Raw genomic sequence first — 21519 nt, forward strand, 5'->3', positions numbered from 1 at the left:
ATACATTATGCGATTGGATAAATTTTTAAAAGTATCCAGATTAATTAAACGCCGTACATTGGCAAAAGAAGTAGCGGATCAAGGTCGTATTAGTATCAACGGTAACCAAGCAAAGGCATCATCGAATGTGGCGGTTGGTGATGAGTTAATCATTCAATTTGGTCAAAAACGATTAACGATTCTAATTGAATCCGTCCGAGAAGTTGTGAAGAAGGACGAGGCAACCACCTTATATACAGTTAAAAAGGAAGAAGCTGTTAATTAGTTTCTCTTTGTTCTAAACTTGTCCTTCCTGACATACATTGTATGGATAAAGGGAGGGACTTTTCATGGTTAATGAGACGAATTACTATCCATCAACGACTGTCCAAACAGAACATCAGGTTCGTATAAATAATCGAAGAAGTATTGATATTAGTGGCGTTAAAGAAGTTGATAGCTTTGATAATCAGGAATTTTTATTGCAAACTGTTATGGGTTACATCATGATTCGTGGTGAGAATTTACAAATCAAGAATTTAGATGTTGGTGAAGGGAATATAGCGATAAAAGGTAAAATATTTGAACTCTCTTATATTGATGAACAACAAGGAGATAAAGCTAAAGGACTCTTTAGTAAGCTTTTTAAATGACGCTGACAACGCAATTTGTTACGATGGCAGTAATGTTTATTAGCGGAGTTTATTTGGGTGCTGCACTTGATACGTTTCGACGGTTTGAAGTGTATTGGAATAAAAATGTTCTGTTTCATTACGGAATGGAAATAAGTTTCTGGCTCTTACAAACGCTTATCTTGTTCTATTCATTATTCTTGGTTAATCAAGGTGAATTAAGAGTTTATATTCTCCTTGCTATATTATGTGGTTTTGCGACATATAAGAGCTTATTTGTTTCTGTTTATCTAGGTCTATTAGAACGTTTTATTGTTTGTATACGTGCTATTTATCGATTTTTTTATCAATTGGTACAAGTTATGTTCATTAAACCGATTATGTGGCTAATTCAACTGTTATTGGCTTTGCTGTTACTGTTTGGCCGTGTTCTTTACTTTGTATTACGAATTATTTTTCGTATTATTTACTGGCCATTACAATTGATAGGTAAAGGCTGTTGGCTTCTATTACCTAAGACTGTGAAAAATTACTTCGTTTCTTTAGCAGGATTTTATAGTAGAATAGAGAATAATATAAGTAAAAGGTGGAAAAACAGCTGGAATAAAAGGAGGTAGTTGCTAGGTGGGACGAAGAGAAAGAAAAGTAGCAAAGATAAACTCTAGATATATGGAACAATATGATGCACATGTACAAAGACAACGAAAGAAAAAGAGTAGACTGCGTCGTCGCCTAACACTATTTGCTATCATCGTAGGTGTCACTTTTGCAAGCGTCTTAACGTATCATATTAGTCAACGTGTGGTATACGCACAAAAACAAGAACAGTTAGAAACATTAGAAGAACAGGCAACAGCCTTGACGAATACGGAAAAAGACTTAGAAGAGGAAATTAAGTTATTAGAAGATGAGGAATACGTTCTTCAAATTGCTAAAACGAATTACTTTTTTACAGAGGAAGGCGAGATAGTTTTCAAGCTTCCACAAGAAGATCCCGCCTATTGACACGCTTTTCAGTGCTTAGATATAATATAGATGTAGAACATCTTTTTTAAAATCTTAAGGAGGAGCATTTTTTTTATGTCAATTGAAGTAGGCGGTAAGTTGCAGGGCAAGGTAACTGGTATTACTAATTTTGGGGCATTCATCGAACTACCAGGAGGTTCCACAGGGTTAGTGCATATTAGCGAAGTTGCCGATAAATATGTGAAGGACATTAATGAACATCTAACTGTCGGTGATCAAGTAACGGTAAAGGTAATTAATGTCGAAAAAGATGGCAAAATTGGATTGTCAATTAAAAAGGCAATAGATAACCCATCAAAAGGTAATCGAAAGAACAAGAATCCGAAGAAAAGCCGAGAGCGCGCCGAATCGTTTGAAGATAAAATGAGTAGTTTTTTAAAAGATTCTGAAGATCGTTTAGCATCTTTACGTAAAAACACGGAGTCAAAACGAGGTGGTAGAGGTGCTAAGAAAGGCTAACTTACTGTCTAATTGATATGAATAAAATGCTAGCCTAAAAATACAGTGAACGTTAAATACAAATTTTAATATGCAGCATTAAAAAGGCCACTTTCGTTTTCTGCGATGGTGGTTTTTTGATGTAATAAGACTTAAAAAATATAAGATTATCTAGTAACATAAAATTTGCTCAAGTTTTCACAAAATATACATACTTTCAATCTCTATAAGTCTTAAATATATGATAAGATTTATTTGTAAGGTAATCAATCATACTTAATAGGGGGAAATAAAAATGAAATTCAAACTATTTTTAGCAATGATTCTTTCAGTATCTTTATTAGCGGCTTGTGGATCTGATGAGGATGCTTCGTCAACAGAAGGTACAGAAGAGGAAACAACAGAAGAAGAAGCAGATGTAGTAACAACCGCTTCAATCGTTGACGAAGCAGAAGCTTTTGTTGATGCAGTTAGTGAAGACGGAACTTGGATTATTGCAACACTAAATGACATTGAAATCGATCAAGAAGTTGTAGTAGCTGGAGAGTTCCACAATAGTGGCGATGAAGCAGAGGATATTTACCGTAAAATTGCAGTATACACGCAAGATGACGATCATAATATCACTGATTCCTTCACGCTTACAGTTCCACAATTAACTGTACAAAGTGAAAACTTAAATTTCCAAGGCGGTACACTTGCTGGTGATGTTTATGTAGAGGCTAATGGCTTTCAACTTCATGAATCAGCAAATATAGATGGAAATCTTACATTTGCAACTCAAGAATTTCAAGATTCAGCTGATATATCAGGTGAAGTTTCCGGTGAAACTACTGTAGAATAATTATTACTGTATTAAAAAAGCTACCATGAAACATGTGGTAGCTTTTTGATTCAACTAACAAAACACAGATGTCTGTGATTTTTTTTATTGAAATTGGATACAATACTATGGTAGGGTATATGTATAAATAGTAAAAGGAAGTGTGTAACATGATTAATGAAGTGAATTTACCGACTGATAGCGATAAAAAACCAATTAAACCACGAAGTGAATCGGAGCAACAAAAAGTTATTAATCGTTTAAAGCGAATTGAAGGTCAGGTTAGAGGAATTCAAAAAATGGTCGAGGAAGAACGATATTGTATTGATATATTAGTTCAAATAAGTGCAATTAATTCCGCGTTAAAAAATACAGGTTTTCAATTACTTGAACGACATATGCATCATTGTGTTTCACATGCAATTACGACAGGAAATGGTGAAGAGTCAATTGATGAACTAATGAAAGTTATGCAACAGTTTTCAAAGTAGTAGAAAGATATAAGAAAGCTTTAATTGGAGGTGAATTTTATGACTAAAAAAATTGATGTTGCGATTACAGGAATGACGTGTGCATCTTGTTCTACCCGAATAGAAAAAGCGCTAAACAAGATGGATGGTGTAAAAGCAAACGTTAATCTTGCATTGGAAAAGGCATCGATTCAATATGATGAAGAAAAAGTCTCAGTTACTGATCTTTCGGAGAAAATATCAAAAATTGGATATGATATTGGAACTGAAAAGGTCGAGTTTGATATATATGGTATGACTTGTTCCGCCTGTTCCGCTCGAATTGAGAAAGTTTTAAACAAAATGGACGGTGTGAAAGCTTCTGTTAACTTAACAACAGAGAAAGGTTTAGTCGAATATCAACCTGGTATTGTTAGTGTCGATCAAATTACCGAAAAAGTAGCTAAGTTAGGGTATGAGGCAAAAAGTAGTCAAGATAGGGAAGAACAAAAAGATCATAAAGAAGCTGAAATTAGTGAAAAGAAAATTAAGTTATTAATCTCATCCACCTTAACATTACCGCTACTTTATGCGATGGTTGGTCATCTGCCTTGGGATATAGGTCTCCCTATGCCTGGTGTCTTAATGAATCCTTGGATCCAGTTTATCTTAGCAACACCGGTCCAATTTTATATTGGAGGTCCATTCTACACAGGTGCCTATAAGAGTTTGAGAAATAAGAGTGCTAATATGGATGTGCTTGTCGCATTGGGAACATCCGCTGCTTACTTTTATAGCTTAGTAGAAGGTATTCGAGCAACAGTGAACACAGGTTACGTGCCACATTTATATTATGAAACAAGCGCTGTATTGATCACGTTAATCTTAGTAGGGAAACTAGTTGAAGCAATGGCTAAAGGAAGAACAACCGCGGCTATTTCTAAGTTGTTAAGTTTGCAAGCAAAAGACGCAACCGTCATACGGGATAAAGTTGAAATGAAAGTCCCGTTAGAACAAGTAGTTTTAGGAGATAAGGTTGTTGTTAAACCAGGAGAAAAGATTCCTGTTGACGGTGTAATTGTTTCTGGGAAATCAGCTGTAGATGAATCGATGATTACAGGCGAATCAATTCCCGTTGAGAAAACAATTGATGATCATCTTTTTGGTGCGACGATTAATAAAAACGGCACATTACAAATAGAAGCTACAAAAGTTGGAAAGGATACTGCTTTAGCAACTATTGTAAAGGTAGTAGAGGATGCACAAGGATCAAAGGCACCTATACAAAGATTAGCCGATGTTATATCCGGAATTTTTGTTCCAATAGTAGTAGGTATTGCGATCCTAACATTTCTAATTTGGTTCTTTGTGGTAGAACCACAAAATTGGCCAGCAGCTTTAGAAGCATCAATTGCTGTTCTTGTTATTGCATGTCCTTGTGCATTAGGATTGGCGACACCAACTTCCATTATGGTTGGAACAGGAAAAGGTGCAGAAACTGGAGTGCTTTTTAAAGGTGGCGAACATCTAGAGACAGCACATAAAATCGATACAATTATATTAGATAAGACAGGTACGCTAACAAAAGGTAAGCCAGAAGTAACGGATATGCAATACTTTACAGGTGATGCGCTAGCCTATTTAGTTGCCGCTGAGAAGTCATCTGAACATCCACTTGCTGAAGCTATAGTTGAATATGGTAAGAAAGAGAGTGTTGATTTATTAGAAGCTGATGCATTTGAAGCCATACCTGGTCATGGTATTAAGGCAGATATAAACGGAAAAAGTATACTTGTGGGAACACGTAAATTAATGAAAGAAAGCAATATAGTATTTAGTAGCTATGAGGATCAAATGGAGAAATATGAAATAGACGGTAAAACGGCGATGTTAATTGCAATGGATAATAAAATTGCTGGAATAGTTGCTGTAGCTGATACAGTAAAAGAAAATGCCAAAGATGCTGTTACGCAGCTAAAAGCACAAAACATTGGTGTCTATATGATTACTGGTGATAATGAACGTACTGCAAATGCAATTGCGAAACAGGTTGGGATTACTAATGTCTTTGCAGAAGTGTTACCAGAAGATAAGGCGAATCATGTGAAAACACTTCAAGAGCAGGGCAAAAAAGTTGCAATGGTAGGTGACGGAATTAATGATGCACCCGCTTTAGCGACTGCAGATATAGGCATTGCTATTGGAACAGGTACAGACGTTGCCATTGAAACCGCTGGTATTACATTAGTAGGTGGAGACCTTGGTAATATTCCTAAAGCGATTGGTTTAAGTCGTAAAACAATGACAAACATTCGTCAAAACCTTTTTTGGGCATTAGCGTATAACACAGCAGGAATTCCCATTGCTGCTTTAGGACTTCTTCAACCATGGATTGCTGGTGCGGCAATGGCATTCAGTTCAGTATCTGTTGTGTCCAATGCTCTACGTTTAAAACGCACGAAAATATAAATAATAACTAGGAGGAATTAGTAATGAAGCATATAACATTAGAAGTAAAGGGTATGACGTGTAATCATTGTGAAAAAGCGGTAAATGGTGCACTAGTTGAGTTAGATGGAATTGATAAGGTAGAAGTAAACCTTGAAACAGGAAAAGTTGATGTAAGCTATGATGCATCTAAAGTTGATCAAGATAAAATGAAAGAAGCGGTTGAAGAACAGGGATATGATGTAGCGTAATATCCTAATAATTTATTATTCCTAATAGTTCACCTCTAGGATGACTTCGATATATAATCGGAGTCATCTTTTTTAAAAGGTCAGAAAGATGAAAGAATAGCCACTTAAGTAAATCCCATTTATTTCATTATCTTCGAACCCTTTTTTTATAAATCTTTAATTTTGTCGAAATATGTCGATGTAAGAAGTGGACAATAAATATCTTTATGTTATTAATTATATTAAGCTTTATAGAGAAAGAAAGGAATTATAAACTAAATGAATAAAAATAAATTAATGCTCATGTTGGCATCGGGTGTCGTTTTTATATCGGTGGTTGTACATATTCTTCATAAACTTCATTTGATAAGTCCGATGCATGGAACGATCATGCTACCAGATTACTACAATCTAGTTTCTACTATTATTTTAGTTATACCAATCCTGCTGTTGATTGTAACTTGTTTTTATTATGCAAAGAAAAAAGATCACCATAGCATTCCACTGTTGATTACACTTACGCTAACATTCGCTAGTATAAGTACCATCACTGGTGGGGAGGGCATGGTTGAATATCACTTTTCTTTATTTATGGTAGTTGCTATCTTAGCCTATTATGAAAATATAAAGCTATTGTTCATTATGACGAGTATTTTGGTTTTACAGCACTTACTAGGATTTTTTGTCCCTAGTTTTACTGTATTTATTTTTGGCGCTTTAGAGTATTCTTTTTCTATGTTGTTACTGCATGCTCTTTTTCTAGCTATAACAACTGGAGCTACTACGTGGCAGATCTTATCTAAGACAAAACATACGGCATTGTTACAAAATGAAAACGAAAATAATCATATAATCATTGAAGAAATCATGAAGCAATTAACAGATACGAGTGAAAAGGTTTTAGATACAGTTAAGAATCTAAAGGATAGCTCACAAGAATCACAACTTATGAGTAATCAAATAACAACGTCTATTCAACAAATGACCGCCGATACGGATACCCAACTTACAATGGCATATGAAAGTGGCACGCTTTTAGAAGAAATGACTGCAGGTATTCAGCAAATAGCATCTAGTGCATCAATTGTTGTTAAAGCTTCGAGTCAAACAACGGAAGAAGCTAAACTAGGAAAAGAAACTGTGTTTGCAACGATCGATCAGATCGATGTAATTTCTAATTCTTTTGAAGACTTATCAAAAGTTATTGTTAATCTAGAAAAACGGTCATCAGAAATTAATGAAATTATTACTGTTATATCGGATATTTCATCGCAAACAAATTTATTAGCACTTAATGCGGCAATTGAAGCAGCAAGAGCAGGGGAATATGGTAAAGGATTTGCTGTAGTAGCAGATGAAGTTAGAAAATTAGCTGAACAATCGGAACAGTCTGTTGAGAAGGTTGGGAATTTGGTTAAAGAGATTCAAACTGATACAAATACTGCAACTAAATCTATGCAAACTGGAACAAAAGAAGTCAAAGAAGGGATCCGCTTAGTTAACCAAACGGGTACCGTCTTTGAAAGCATTATTGTATCTGCGGAGAAGGTTTATAAACAAATACATGAAACATCAACAACATCAGACGAAATAGCTGCTAGTTCTGAACATGTTTCTACATCGATGCAAAACATGACGGCTGTTAGTAAAGGTACCGCAGAAAGTAGTGACCGTATTTCGAGCGCATCGGAAAAACAACAAGTATCGATGGAAACTATTAATGAAATTGCTAACTCTTTAAATGATCTTGTTGATGAGCTAAATACCCTTACGCTTGACCTTGGTAACAAATCCTAACACATATATTTTAACTTCTCTAAATTCATAAAATTATTGCTGAATTTTAAAATATAAGAAGCTTGTCCCCCTTTCTTGAAGAAGAAAGGGTTTTTTTTGGTCTTATAGTTATTGACAAAAATTATAAACATCAAATATAATAGGTAGGTTACCTAATTATTAGTTAGGCAACCTATCTAAGTAAGATAAAGAAATACGAGGTGTACTAGATGAATTTTTGGAATCAAGACTCAACTTCTCAACGATTAATAAAATCAGCTCGGCAATTTAGAAAGCTGGATTGGAATAAAGAGACGATTGGTAAATTTAAACCAAGCGAGATAGAAGTACTATTTTGTATTAGAAAGTTAGGTGAAGAACAAGACGTCACTGTTTCAGATATTAGTAAATTTCTCCGTGTAACATCACCTACTGTTACGCAAATAATTAATCGTCTAGATGAAAGTGGCTTAGTGGAAAGGCAGATCAATAAAGAGGATAGAAGGTCAATTAAAGTAACGTTAACAGATGAGGGAGATGTAATCACTGAACAAGCAGCAGAAAAATATGCCGCATCAATTAATGGATTAATTGAATTCTTAGGTGATGATCAAAGTGAACAATTAATTAAATTAATGGACAAAGTATTCCTTTATTATAATGACAAAAAGAAAATTTAATATAGACAATACGGAGATGAATAATAGTAATGTTAAAATTATTTCAAATGCTTAAACCATATAGAGTATTTATAAGTTTTGTCCTGGTACTTGTGTCTATACAAACGTTATCACAATTGTATCTACCGACATTAATGGCTGATATTGTTGATAATGGAATTGTAAACGGAGATATCCCTTATATCACAAAAATTGGTGCGTTTATGTTAGTAGTAGCCTTGATTACGATGGTTGCCTCTATCCTTGCAAGTTTCTTTTCAGCTAAAGTCGCAGTAGGATTCGGTAAAGATCTGAGAAGACGTGTATTTAATCATGTAGAGAATTTTTCATTACATGAGTTTAATCAGATTGGTACGTCATCATTAATTACAAGAACCACAAATGATATAAATCAACTTCAACAAGTGACGATAATGCTCTTGCGTATGTTACTTGCTGCACCAATGATGGCTATTGGTGGAATCATTATGGCGGTCTCTAAAGATGCAAAGTTATCGCTTGTTTTTGTGGTTGCTATTCCAATACTTATTTTAACTATATCACTAATAGCCATTAAAGGAATGCCATTATTTAAGGCTTTACAGAAAAAACTAGATCATTTAAATCTTGTTTTTAGGGAGTATTTAACCGGAATAAGAGTAATTCGCTCATTTAATCGGGAAAATTATGAAATGAAGCGGTATGACAAGATAAATAATGACTTTATGGATACAGCTACAACCGTTAATAAAATTATGGTATCACTTATGCCAATTATGATGATCATCCTGAACTTCTCTACTATCGCAATCCTTTGGTTTGGAAGTATCCGAATAAGTAATGGTGGGATGCAAGTCGGAGATTTAATGGCTTTTATTCAGTATGGCATGCAAATTATGTTCTCATTTATTATGGTTTCGATTGTTTTTGTTATGATTCCCAGAGCCCAAGTTTCATCAACACGAATCAATGAGGTACTCGAAATGAAATTTGAAATAAAAGACCCTATAAAACAAAAAAACAATAAAAATAAACAAGGATACATCGCATTTAATCATGTGAACTTTAGTTATCCTGGTGCAGAACAGGCCGCCATTTCTGATTTAACATTTGATGCAAAGCCTGGTGAAGTAACGGCAGTTCTCGGTGGAACAGGTTCAGGTAAATCAAGTTTAATTAATCTTATTCCTCGCTTTTACGATGTGACTAGCGGTAGCATCTTAATTGATGAAGTAGACATTCGTGATATGTCACAAGCCGATTTAAGAGATAAGATTGGATTAACACCACAAAAGGCAACGCTTTTTACAGGGACAGTTGCTGAAAATATTAGGTATGGTAAACAAGATGCATCAGATGAAGAGGTAATACATGCAGCAACAGTTGCTCAAGCAAATGGATTTATTGAATCAATGGAAGGTAGCTATAATGCATCCATTACACAGGGTGGTTCTAATGTATCTGGGGGACAAAAGCAACGATTAGCTATTGCTCGAACACTCGTGAAACGACCAGAAATTTATTTGTTTGATGACAGTTTTTCTGCGCTTGACTTTAAAACAGAAGCAACTCTACGCGATGCTTTATCACAGGAAGTCAAAAAAGCTACAGTTATCATTGTTGCACAAAGAGTAGCAACTGTTATGGATGCAGACCGTATTATTGTTTTAAATGAAGGTAAAACAGCTGGTATTGGTACCCATAAAGAGTTAATGTCCAATTGTAACGTCTATCGAGAGATTGTATCCTCACAGTTATCAGAGGAGGAAATAGCATGAGCAGGGAGATACATGATAAACAACCGAGAAAAGGCCTAGGGATGCCTTTGAAAAAGGCAAAGGATTTCAAAGGAACACTCAAGCGTTTGATTGGCTATTTGGCTCCACATAAACTGAGGTTAATAGTCGTATTCTTCGCAGCTATCATAAGCACAATATTTACAATCTTAAGTCCAATATTTCTGGGAAAAGCAACAACTACGATCTTTGAAGGATTAATGGCTAAAGTAAATGGTGTTTCGGGTATAACAATTGACTTTGACTATATTGGCCAACTAATATTTATTTTAGTCTTTTTGTATCTGTTTAGTGCTGCTTTTAGTTATGTTCAACAGTTTATCATGGTAGAAGTTTCACAAAAGATAGTATATAAATTACGTAAAGATACAAATGAAAAAGTAACTCGATTACCTTTAAAGTTTTTAGATTCACATTCTAATGGTGACATTTTAAGCCGTGCTACTAATGATATTGATAATATAAGCAATACACTTCAACAAAGTGTCACACAGGTAATTACTTCTATTGTTACAATTATCGGTATTATCATCATGATGTTTACAATAAGTCCATTAATGACAATAATCGTACTTCTAACTTTGCCATTAAGTATTGTCTTGACAACGATAATAGTAAAAAAATCACAAGGGTACTTTAAAGGTCAACAAAGAACATTAGGTGATTTGAATGGACATGTGGAAGAAATGTACACGGGTCACCCAATAATAAAAGCGTTTAAACGAGAGGAAATAGCAGAACAGCAATTTGAAGAAATTAATGAGCAACATTACCAGTATGGATGGAAAGCTCAATTTGTTTCTGGTGTTATTCAACCACTTATGGCATTTGTAAACAATATTGGTTATGTGTTGATTTGTGTAGTAGGTGCCGTCTTGGTAACACGCGGTACAATTCGAATTGGTGATATCCAGGCGTTTATTCAATACGCAAGACAATTTTCTCAACCTATAACACAAGCAGCAAATATCTCGAATATTATCCAATCAACAATTGCCTCAGCAGAACGTGTTTTTGAAATATTAGATGAAGAAGAACTTCCGGCTGAAGTTTCTGACGCCAAGGTAATTTCATCGCCAAAGGGTGATGTGACTTTCGAACATGTAAGATTTGGATATAATAATAATGAGATCATCATTAATGATTTGAATATTGATGTTAAGAAGGGTCAGACGATTGCAATTGTGGGGCCAACAGGTGCAGGTAAAACAACGTTAATTAACCTGCTTATGCGTTTTTATGATGTTAATCAAGGGAAAATTACGATTGACCAAGTTGATATTACAGAATTAAAGCGTGAGAGTCTAAGAAGTATGTTCGGTATGGTTCTTCAAGATACATGGTTATTTAATGGAACAATTAAAGAGAATATTGCTTATGGTAACGAAAAAGCGAATGAGGAGGATATTATAAAAGCAGCTAAAATAGCTAATGCTGACCATTTTATTCGAACATTACCAGAAGGCTATGACACAAGATTAAATGAAGAAGCATCTAATCTTTCACAAGGGGAGAAGCAGTTATTAACTATTTCCCGGGCAATATTGGCTGATCCTACGATTATGATTCTTGATGAAGCTACTAGTAGTGTTGATACTAGAACAGAAGGTTTTATTCAAACTGCCATGAATGAACTAATGAAAAACAGAACGAGTTTTGTTATTGCACATAGACTTTCCACTATTAAAAAAGCAGATTGTATTCTCGTTATGAATGAAGGGAATGTGATTGAACAAGGAACGCATGCAGAACTTTTACGTCAAGAAGGATTCTATGCAGAGCTTTATAATAGTCAATTTACAACTCAAAAGACTTTGGAGACAGCGCCTGATTTTTAGGTATAGCAAGAATGTGGTTTTTATAAACACTTCTCTTATGATCTAACTATGCTTTAGTAGATACGATAGGAGCAGTTTATATATTAGAAAGAAGGAACACAACATGGTTAACAATCAAGCTCAAGGCGAACAAAAACTTAATAAAGTACCGCTTATGATCGTACTAATATCAGGCGCATTTGCTGCTATTCTGAATCAGACGCTTTTAGCGACAGCATTGCCTCATATTATGGAAGATTTGAATTTAGATGCCAACACAGCGCAATGGTTGCAGTCTATTTTTATGTTAGTTAATGGAATAATGATACCAATTACAGCGTTTTTAATAGGGAGATTTACGACACGTGGTTTGTTTCTTACAGCAATGGGATTGTTTGGTGTTGGCACATTGGTTTGTGCAGTAGCTCCGACCTTTTCGTTGTTAATGGTAGGAAGAATTTTGCAGGCCTCTGGTGCAGGTATTATCATGCCACTAATGCAAACCATTCTGTTTCTTATTTTCCCAATTGAAAAACGGGGAAGCGCAATGGGGATGTTTGGATTAGTAATTGCTTTCGCACCAGCAATTGGACCAACTTTATCCGGTTATCTGGTCGATCAATTTCCTTGGCGTAGCTTGTTTTATGTTATTCTGCCGATAATTGCTATTGATATTATCGTCGCTTACTTCATTCTTAGAAATGTAACAGAGCGAAGAGATCAAAAAATTGATATACTATCGATTATGTTATCTAGTTTTGGATTTGGTGGTTTGTTATACGGCTTCAGTACGGCAGGAAATAGTGGTTGGGGTAGTTTAGAAGTAATTATTGCAATGATTGTCGGTGCTATAAGTCTATTATGGTTTATATTAAGACAATTGAAGTTAGACCAACCCATTCTTGAATTCAGAGTGTTTAAGAACAAAGTTTTCACTATAACGACCATTCTTGGTATGATCGTCTTCATTGCTATGATTGGTGGATCTGTAATCTTACCTTTATTTATGCAAACCATGCTAGGTTTTACGGCATTAGAATCAGGTTTAATGTTAATGCCAGGAGCTTTATTAATGGGTGTTATGAGTCCTATTGCTGGAAGGTTATTTGATAGATTTGGCGCAAGATGGCTTGCAATTATTGGCTTACTAATCTTAACCATTACAACGTTCATGTTTACCAATTTAACGGTAGAAACGACCTTTACTTTTCTCGCAGTTGTTAATGCAGGAAGAATGTTTGGTGTTGCACTGGTAATGATGCCAGCTACAACAGCAGGTTTAAATCAGCTACCTATTGATTTAATACCACATGGTACCGCGATGAATAATACGATGCGTCAAGTAGCAGGAGCTGTTGGTGTCGCATTACTTGTAACTGTTATGACTAGCAGTGCATTGCCTGAAGAAGGAATGAGTGGTCTTATTCGAGGTGTAAATGTATCGTTTATTGTTGCGGGTTTTACAGCAATTATTGGTTTTGTATTAGCCTTCTTTATTAAAGGTAAAGTTAAGGAGTAACTGGAAATTTGTGTTTTTAAGTTATGATATTCTATTAGTAGTAATAAAAACGAATGCCGAGTAACTATTATGAATAATTTTCATGGTAATTACTTGGTTTTTTGTATAGAAAATATAGGCGGGAGGAAATACTAGATGGAGAAAGTGGCTGTTGTTACGGGTTCCTCAAGCGGTTTAGGTTTATTTACAACGATTGCCTTAGCGAATAAGGGGTTTACTGTCATTGCAACAATGCGTGATCCTAACAAATCGGATATATTCAGAACGATTACTACAAAGCATGCAATATTAGATAAAATCGAAGTATTCGCCTTAGATGTTACCAATGCGGAGTCTGTTGAAAAATTTCGTGTGAAGGTCGAGAGTTTAAATCGTCTTGACGTACTTGTCAATAATGCAGGTATTGCGATTGGTGGATTTGTAGAAGACATTTCAATTGATGACTATCGTAGGCAGTTTGAAACAAATGTATTTGGATTGATGGCTGTTACACAGGCAGTAATTCCAAAGTTACGAAAACAAGCAAAAGGTACCATCATTAATATGAGCAGTATAAGTGGTAAAGTTGGTTTTCCTGGTCTTTCTCCCTATGTGTCATCCAAACATGCCATCGAAGGTTATTCAGAAAGTTTACGTTTAGAAATGCAACCATACGGTGTACAAGTTGCTTTAGTTGAACCTGGATCATTTGCAACAAATATTTGGTCATCGGGAATGGAAATTGTAAACGGCACGTATGATGAACAATCACCTTATTATACGTATATGAAACAGTTACTAACAACATTAGACAATGGAAAAGAAAGACATGGGGATCCTAGAATGGTGGCTGATCTAATTTGTAAGCTTGCAATGATGAAGCGTGTGGATAAATTTAGATATCCAATCGGAAGAGGTGTAAGTTTACAGTTTAGATTGAAACAATTGTTGCCATGGAGGCGTTGGGAACGTTTAGTTATTCATACGATATTAAAATAAATAGATCATTTTTTGCTATATTGTATTATAATAAGCTAGTAATAAAAGAATGCTAAAGAGGAGATAGATGATGACCGAAAAGAAACTTAGTACGCAAGAAATAGTTAAGCAACAACTGGAAAGAAAGAAACAAGCTCAAGCTAATGGAAAAAATACAATGAACTTAAATGGTTCAAGTCAACGTATGAAAAGCCAACAAACGAAAAAACCAAGTAATACACGAAGAAAAGTTGGCGGTTGATTACGTTCCCATCTAAAAAAATGTCTATATAGATATAAAACGCATGTAAATCACATGCGTTTTATTTTGGTGTTTTTTAACTTGTTATAGTATTAATCGGTATGATATTTACTTGTTGTATGTGCTAACGTATTTGATAATTGTAAAAGCTTGTTGCCAATTTCATTCGTTCCTTCCATTTGTTCAATTTGATTTTCACTAGCGGCCACCATTTCTTCTGAGCTTGCCAGTGTTTCTTGCGATACAGAAGCTAAATTATTTGCTGAAAGCTCTAACTGTGGCAACTCTCTTGTTATATCTGTTAATTCAGTATGCATATGTTTTATTCTACTACTTACATCCGTTATTTCATTCATTAATAGATCAAATGATTGTTTAGAGGTATCTGCCATCTTTAAAGTTGAGGTTGTTTTAAGTAGTACATGTTCAAATGCTAAGACGGCTTCGTTCGTTATCCCTTCCATGTTTGTAACAGTCTTAGTAATCTCTTCAGTTGCAAGTGAAGATTGGTCAGCTAGATTACGAACCTCCTGTGCTACTACCGCAAAACCTTTTCCTGCTTCACCAGCACGGGCTGCTTCAATTGAAGCGTTTAGTGCTAATAATTTCGTTTGATCGACAATCGTTTTTACTAAATCAACAAGACCTAGAATAGCATGAGAATTTTTCTTTACCTCTTTGATCGTGAGTGTTAATTGATTAAACTCTGTTTCAAATTCACTAAATGTAAGAATTAATTTGCCAATATTCATTTCACCTGTTTGGGCAGATTGATTCATTTGTTCTGAGCGGTGAGACACACGCTCCATATTCATTAACATGTGTTTCATTTTGGTATTCATTGTTTTAAAGGTTGATAGACTATCATCTGAACTACTTGCTGTTTGTTCTGCCCCAACTTTTACAATTTCAATAGCAGATATGAATTGATGGCTAGTTGAAAGGGTATGTTCTGAAGCGATTTTTAGCTCTTCGCCTGTAGATGACAATGCATTTGTCGTATTTTTCACTTCAGTTATCATATTTATCATGTTTTCAATCATTGCATTATAGCTTTTATGTAATGAAATAAGTTCAGGTATCGTAGTTTGAATAGCTGGTGCAAACTTTAGATTTCCCTCGCGAACATATTTCATTGTGCTACGAAGGTAGTTAAGTGGTTTGGTAATTGATCGTACAAAGAGCATGCTGAGTAAAGTGGTAATTATTATGCTAATGGCGGTAACAATAATAATAAAATAACCAAGATTGTATATTTGCCCCATATAAGAATCCGTAGGTACAATCATCGTGTAAATACCATCTATCTCTTTCATCTCATGGAAAGAGAGTGTATAATCTACGCCATCAATTTTTTGATGCATAATCCCATTGCTATTTTTGGATAAATCCTCAATAAATTGTTCTGATAATGTGGGTAGAGATTCACTACTAGTTTGAAAAGGAATAACTTCATTATTTTTGATGTAAAAGAAGTCAGAATTTATCCCATCTTGCTTCAGTTTTTCTTGTTGAGATCGTACATTTGTTTCCAGTTGTTGTAGGAAATATGATGGGTCACTTACATAAACAAAGTTTAAGTTTTCTGCAATGTATTGCATTAAGTCGACTTCTCGTACTAATCTATCTTCTATTGTTTGAATCGTTAATTCCTTTGCTTTTGTATAAGAGCTAAATCCAACTAGAATGATAGCAATTCCTAATAAGGAAATAAATAATAGACTAAGCCTTGTACTTAAATTTAACTTTTTCATGATTTTCTTCATTAATTAACCTCCAATAGTAGTTCAATTGTCCTATCTATAGGAGTATACAGAACTTATATGAAGCTAGTATGAAGTTAAGGTAAATTTTTTTCTTAAAAGAATAATGAAACTAAAATGATTATTCTAATTTGCGACAGGATGTTACAATATGTATAATTCAGTAATAGAAGAAGGTTAAAAGTAGCCTACTAAACTTGCGAAAAGAGGGTTAAGCTTATGTCAAAAATAGTTGTAATTCATGAAAATGATGATTGGACTGAACATTTAACGAAACGTTTAGAGGCATTGGGTTTTCCTTATGAATTATGGCATTTAGATAAAGGAATTATAGATCTCAGCTCTATACCTCCAGAAGGTGTTTATTATAATCGAATGAGTGCATCTTCCCATTCAAGAGGGCACCGATTTGCCCCCGAATTAACAGGTGCTGTGCTAACATGGTTGGAAAGTCATGATCGTACTGTATTTAATGGGAGTAAAGCATTAAATCTTGAACTTAGCAAAATTAATCAATACGCTGCATTAGAGAGAAGTGGTATAAAGACACCTAAAACTATTGGAGCAGTTGGACGTGACCAGATTGTTGAGGCAGCTAAAAAGTTAGGAAAAGTACCATTTATCACAAAACATAATCGTGCGGGTAAAGGGTTAGGAGTTCAATTGTTCTATTCAATTGAAGGACTAGCGTCGTATTTAGACGGAGATGACTTTGAGGAACCAATTGATGGTATAACACTGATCCAGGAATATATAGAATCACCAAAATCTTTCATTACTAGAGCGGAGTTCGTCGGTGGCAAATTTATATATGCAGTCAGGGTTGACACATCTGAAGGATTCGAGTTATGCCCAGCTGATGCTTGCCGAATTGATGATAAGTTCTGTCCGGTAGGAGAAGAGGAAGAAAGACTAATGTTTGAAATTATTGAAGATATGGATACAGCACTAATTCAAAAATATGAGAATTTCCTTCGTGAAAATGATATTGCTGTTGCGGGTATTGAGTTTATTAGTAATGATAAAGGTGAGCTTTTCACCTATGATGTTAATACAAATACAAACTATAATTCAGATGCAGAAGCCAAGGCGAATAAATTTGGAATGTTAGAACTTGCAACACTTTTAGGAAACGCTTTGAAACAAGAACAATAATATGCGATATAAGAAACCCCTTATCCTATTAGTCTATTGGATAAGGGGTTTTTAGAATTAGCTTATAACTATCGATTTCTATTTAGTAAACTAGTAGTAACGTGATATAAAGTATCTTTATAAGTGCCATCGGGAAGTTTTTGCATTTCTTTTAACGCCTTTTTTGTATATCTTTCAGCAAGTGCTTGCGCCTTTTCTACTCCTTTTTCTTTTTCAAGTGTTGAAATGATTAGGTGTCTTTCTTGTTCGGTAAAAGGTTCTTGCTTATTCAATATATTTTTTAATGTTCGTGGGTCACTTTGCATTGCATAAATTAATGGAAGGGTATAGATCCCCTGTTGCAGATCTGACATGACCGGTTTACCAATCGTTTTTTCATTCCCTCTATAATCAAGAATGTCATCCATAATTTGAAATGCCATCCCGATATAATGGCCCATATTCCATGCTGTCATTGTCTGTTTACGTGAGGCCTTGCTTTCAATAGCACCTGAATAGCAACTGACTGCAAATAGTTGTGCTGTTTTCCCTGAAATTCGTGCTAGGTAACTTTTTACACTAGTAGGTGGCTGATATCGAGAATGTAATTGATCTAATTCGCCACTTAATATTTTCTCCATACTACGCGAGTTAAATTCTAAGTGTGCTAATGATGTAGCATGTCTTGAGAGAATAGTAAAACAAACGGAAAATAAATAGTCACCAGAATAAATCGCAAATTGATTGCCGTGTGTGGTGTGAATAGTCGGTTGTCCATGTCTTGATGACGCTCCATCGATTACATCATCGTGAATTAATGTAGCCATATGCAATGTTTCTAATGCTGCGGAAACAGCGATTGCTTTCTCTTTATCTTGTTCAGGTCCTATTTCAGAGCAAAGTAAGGAATAAGCAGGACGCAGTAATTTACCACCTGAGTAAATGAGGTCTTTAATTGTTTTCTCAATTGTTTTATCACGAACACGAATATGCGCATTGATTAGTTCTAACCCTTTTTCTAAGTCCGTTTTTAAAGCAGGGTAGTTATTCCACATAGGATGTACACGCATGATGAAAACCCCTTTCATTAAAAATCATGTTACTTTAATTCTTGTAAGTCTCTATAATAATGTAGCTTTTCAATATGTGTTAATAGGTAGTTAGCAGCAATTCCAATGGCAATACCAGATAGAATTCCAATAAAAGCTAATACAGGTAAATATAAAAGAACGGTCCATGTTTGAGCAATCCAACTGGCTACGGTAAGTTGTCCGACATTGTGGAGCACAGCTCCTGTAGTACTGACACCGATTAAACTTATCCGTTTCGAGCCGAGTTTCTTAACTGCTAGCATCCCGATAAAACTAAGAATAGCTCCAGCGGCACTATACATAAAAGTAGAAATAGTGCCTCCTAGTAGGGTGGCTAGGACTAAACGTATGGCTACAACTTTACCTGCATCTCTAACGGATAAGGTATATATGGCCATGCATGTAATAATATTAGCTAAACCAAGTTTTGCTCCTGGAGCGATTGCAAAAGGAAAAGGGATTGCACGTTCTAATAAACTAATAATCACCGCTTGCGCAGCTAATAACGATATATAAACAAGACGTTGATTTTTGGTCATCGTGCCACTTCCAATCTCTTGCTGCATAGAATCTCGTGTTTCAACTAGACTTCATATTTGTTGTCTTAAAAAACAACAAAAGGTAAAAAAGAAACATGCGTTAATAATACTATGATACCAATGTTTCATTACTTTAGCACCATCATTGTGCATCCTTCTTATTTTCCCTTCATTGTTTTTAAAAAATGAGGGGATGAATAGTGAAAGGCTTAAAGAACCTCTCACTATTCCTCTTCAACCTACTTCTTATCTTGATAAATTGCTTGTTCTTTCCCATACCACCAGTTACCTACTTTGCGCTGAATGTAAGGTATTACCCAGTAGTCTAAACCGAACGTACGTCCAGAGCCATTTAATAAGGCAATTGCTGCTGGAAGGGCCCATATTTTATCCCATCCAAGCATAGCGGATAGAGTAAACATTACGAGGAATCCAGCGCTTGCTGCACTTGCTAACCATGTGAATAGACCAGCAAGAATTGCTAACCCAATTGCCAATTCAACAAACACCATGAATTTCTGCATGAAAACAGCCATTTCAGGCGTAGGCAAGACTATTTGCATAAACCATTCAAAAATACCAGGCATCTTGCTGAAAATAGGTGTTGACCATTCTGTAGCCGTTTCTGCTGCTTCACTTGCACCACTTGTGGTCGTTTGTAACCATTCAAACGGCATTCTGACTGTTGATCCGACTAACCATGAATCCTCTCCTAGGCCATTAAATAGCTGAGGAATAGTTGAAAAACTAGCTGTTGCTGTTTCCCACGTTTCTTTACCCCATATTTTCGCACCAGCTTCCACTAGCCAAAAACCTGCTACGAAAAGACGTAATGGTAAACTCCATAGTACATTTCCATGTCTTGTTAAGAAATCGTGGAAAATATTACGTTTATCTTTTGTTTCAAAGAATTCGTGTCGGATATAATGAAACATATAATAGCCACTTCTGATTCCGAAGAAATAATAAAGGTTAACCATGTGCTTCATAAAGTTTGCTAACCAACCACTTAAGTGAACACCCATTAAATCAGCTACACCGTAACGAGCGCCAATTGACACCATCGTTCCGTGATATTTGCCTTCATACGCTTCTTTTTCTCCACCACTAATTTCAGCAATAATACTTTTAGCTGCTGTCATACCTGTTTGTTCAGCTGCTTCAACAATTTGTGGTGTTGCTTTACCTGGTTCTTCTTCATAATAAGCTAAGTCACCAATTACATAGACATTCTCAAAGTCTTCTGATTCCATATATTGATTTACTTTTAACCGACCTGCACGTGCTGTGGACATACCATAATCTTTGGTATCTGAATTCGCTTTGACCCCAGCTGTCCAAATTAATGTATGTGTAGGTACAGTTTCACCAGATTTTAAGATGATTTCATTTTCCTTAACCTCAACTATAGGGGAATCTTTGAGAATTTTAACGCCTTTTTTTACTAAATAAGCTTCTGCTTTATCTGCATCTCTACGCTCAAGCATATTTAAGATCGTTGGGGCAGCTTCTACTACATATAATGTAATAGCATCTGGATCAATTTTATTGTTTTTTGCTAGACGTTCCTTCCATTCTACCAATTCCCCAACCATCTCAATTCCAGTAAATCCAGAACCACAAACAGTAAATGTCAGCATCGCACAACGTGTTCCATCATCTTTTATGACAGCTGCCTGTGCAACGGTTTTTTCAATATGCTCGCGGAGTTTCACAGCATCTTCCCAAGACCATAACGTGAAACCATTTTCTTTTACACCAGGAGTTCCGAAATCATTTGGCTCTCCACCCATACCAAGAATTAAATAATCAAAATTATATTCTCCATGTTCCGTTGTAACTTTTTTTGCATCGTGATCTACATTGATTACATTGTCTGTTACTAATTTCACTTTCGTACGGTTAAATAAGCGACGTAAGTCAAATTGAATTGCATCAGGCTCTACGCGGTGAGCAGCGACTTCATGTAATTCAGTCATCATTGTGTGATAAGAATGACGGTCAATTAAAGTGATCGTAACAGAATCATCTTTTTTGTACTTTTTTGCAAGTTTTTGTGCGGCATGAACGCCAGCATAACCAGCACCAATAACAATGATATTCTTGTTTGTCATAATAAATTTGCACTCCTCTAATAAAATTTAGAAATCTGAAAACTTCCATTGTGAATCATTGAACAAC

General features: G+C 35.3%; 21 protein-coding genes. 17 read left to right on the top strand and 4 right to left on the bottom strand.

Annotated features, from left to right (window positions below; genetic code table 11):
- Positions 1–7: 7 nt before the first annotated feature.
- The 16 genes from DM447_RS00385 to DM447_RS18405 all read left to right on the top strand — a co-directional run bounded on the left by DM447_RS00385 (position 8) and on the right by DM447_RS18405 (position 14811).
- A complete protein-coding gene (locus DM447_RS00385) occupies positions 8–265 on the top strand; it encodes an RNA-binding S4 domain-containing protein (RefSeq protein WP_112179143.1) in 258 nt (85 codons plus the stop codon).
- A 64-nt stretch (positions 266–329) separates the two neighbouring features.
- Complete coding sequence (gene yabP / locus DM447_RS00390; protein WP_112179145.1) at positions 330–632, top strand: sporulation protein YabP; 303 nt, start codon at positions 330–332, stop codon at positions 630–632.
- On the top strand, positions 629–1228 hold the full coding sequence (yabQ, locus tag DM447_RS00395) for a spore cortex biosynthesis protein YabQ (RefSeq protein ID WP_112179148.1): 600 nt from the start codon (positions 629–631) through the stop codon (positions 1226–1228). Before yabP ends, yabQ begins: the two co-directional genes overlap by 4 nt.
- A gap of 7 nt (positions 1229–1235) precedes the next feature.
- Positions 1236–1616 (top strand): FtsB family cell division protein, encoded by a 381-nt coding sequence (locus DM447_RS00400; RefSeq protein ID WP_112179150.1) that lies wholly within the window; start codon positions 1236–1238, stop codon positions 1614–1616.
- Positions 1617–1691: 75 nt separating this feature from the next.
- Positions 1692–2096 (top strand): S1 domain-containing RNA-binding protein, encoded by a 405-nt coding sequence (locus DM447_RS00405; protein WP_112179152.1) that lies wholly within the window; start codon positions 1692–1694, stop codon positions 2094–2096.
- 274 nt (positions 2097–2370) lie between these two features.
- On the top strand, positions 2371–2919 hold the full coding sequence (locus tag DM447_RS00410; protein ID WP_112179155.1) for a hypothetical protein: 549 nt from the start codon (positions 2371–2373) through the stop codon (positions 2917–2919).
- 149 nt (positions 2920–3068) lie between these two features.
- Positions 3069–3389, top strand: a complete 321-nt coding sequence (locus DM447_RS00415) for a metal-sensing transcriptional repressor (protein WP_112179156.1) — start codon at positions 3069–3071, stop codon at positions 3387–3389.
- A 39-nt stretch (positions 3390–3428) separates the two neighbouring features.
- Positions 3429–5816, top strand: a complete 2388-nt coding sequence (locus DM447_RS00420) for a heavy metal translocating P-type ATPase (RefSeq protein WP_112179158.1) — start codon at positions 3429–3431, stop codon at positions 5814–5816.
- Between the two features lie 23 nt (positions 5817–5839).
- Entirely contained in the window at positions 5840–6046 is a 207-nt protein-coding gene (gene copZ / locus DM447_RS00425) for a copper chaperone CopZ (RefSeq protein WP_112179160.1), read from the top strand.
- A gap of 258 nt (positions 6047–6304) precedes the next feature.
- Positions 6305–7822, top strand: a complete 1518-nt coding sequence (locus DM447_RS00430; protein ID WP_112179162.1) for a methyl-accepting chemotaxis protein — start codon at positions 6305–6307, stop codon at positions 7820–7822.
- A 209-nt stretch (positions 7823–8031) separates the two neighbouring features.
- On the top strand, positions 8032–8481 hold the full coding sequence (locus DM447_RS00435) for a MarR family winged helix-turn-helix transcriptional regulator (RefSeq protein WP_112179164.1): 450 nt from the start codon (positions 8032–8034) through the stop codon (positions 8479–8481).
- A 29-nt stretch (positions 8482–8510) separates the two neighbouring features.
- On the top strand, positions 8511–10238 hold the full coding sequence (locus tag DM447_RS00440; RefSeq protein WP_112179166.1) for an ABC transporter ATP-binding protein: 1728 nt from the start codon (positions 8511–8513) through the stop codon (positions 10236–10238).
- Positions 10235–12094 carry an ABC transporter ATP-binding protein gene (locus DM447_RS00445; RefSeq protein ID WP_112179168.1) on the top strand — a complete coding sequence of 620 codons (1860 nt, stop codon included), beginning with the start codon at positions 10235–10237 and terminating at the stop codon, positions 12092–12094. The genes DM447_RS00440 and DM447_RS00445 overlap by 4 nt, the downstream gene beginning before the upstream one ends.
- 103 nt (positions 12095–12197) lie before the next feature.
- Entirely contained in the window at positions 12198–13592 is a 1395-nt protein-coding gene (locus DM447_RS00450) for a DHA2 family efflux MFS transporter permease subunit (protein WP_112179170.1), read from the top strand.
- Between the two features lie 135 nt (positions 13593–13727).
- A complete protein-coding gene (locus tag DM447_RS00455; RefSeq protein ID WP_112179172.1) occupies positions 13728–14570 on the top strand; it encodes an SDR family oxidoreductase in 843 nt (280 codons plus the stop codon).
- A 70-nt stretch (positions 14571–14640) separates the two neighbouring features.
- Entirely contained in the window at positions 14641–14811 is a 171-nt protein-coding gene (locus DM447_RS18405; protein ID WP_198663184.1) for a hypothetical protein, read from the top strand.
- 92 nt (positions 14812–14903) lie between these two features.
- On the opposite strand, the gene DM447_RS00460 is transcribed toward DM447_RS18405, so the two are convergent.
- Complete coding sequence (locus DM447_RS00460) at positions 14904–16577, bottom strand: methyl-accepting chemotaxis protein (protein WP_112179173.1); 1674 nt, start codon at positions 16575–16577, stop codon at positions 14904–14906.
- Between the two features lie 216 nt (positions 16578–16793).
- Between DM447_RS00460 and DM447_RS00465 the strand changes: the two genes are divergently transcribed.
- Positions 16794–17729 carry an ATP-grasp domain-containing protein gene (locus tag DM447_RS00465; protein WP_112179175.1) on the top strand — a complete coding sequence of 312 codons (936 nt, stop codon included), beginning with the start codon at positions 16794–16796 and terminating at the stop codon, positions 17727–17729.
- Positions 17730–17797: 68 nt separating this feature from the next.
- Here the strand turns inward: DM447_RS00465 and DM447_RS00470 are convergent, their stop codons facing one another.
- The 3 genes from DM447_RS00470 to DM447_RS00480 form a co-directional block, all read right to left on the bottom strand.
- On the bottom strand, positions 17798–18778 hold the full coding sequence (locus tag DM447_RS00470) for a polyprenyl synthetase family protein (RefSeq protein WP_112179177.1): 981 nt from the start codon (positions 18776–18778) through the stop codon (positions 17798–17800).
- 29 nt (positions 18779–18807) lie between these two features.
- The gene (locus DM447_RS00475) at positions 18808–19338 is read right to left on the bottom strand and encodes a Gx transporter family protein (RefSeq protein WP_112182603.1); all 531 of its coding nucleotides are present in this window, start codon (positions 19336–19338) and stop codon (positions 18808–18810) included.
- Between the two features lie 239 nt (positions 19339–19577).
- Complete coding sequence (locus tag DM447_RS00480) at positions 19578–21452, bottom strand: FAD-dependent oxidoreductase (protein WP_112179179.1); 1875 nt, start codon at positions 21450–21452, stop codon at positions 19578–19580.
- Positions 21453–21519 lie beyond the last annotated feature (67 nt).

Source organism: Paraliobacillus zengyii (genome assembly GCF_003268595.1).
Lineage (GTDB): Bacteria > Bacillota > Bacilli > Bacillales > Amphibacillaceae > Paraliobacillus_A > Paraliobacillus_A zengyii.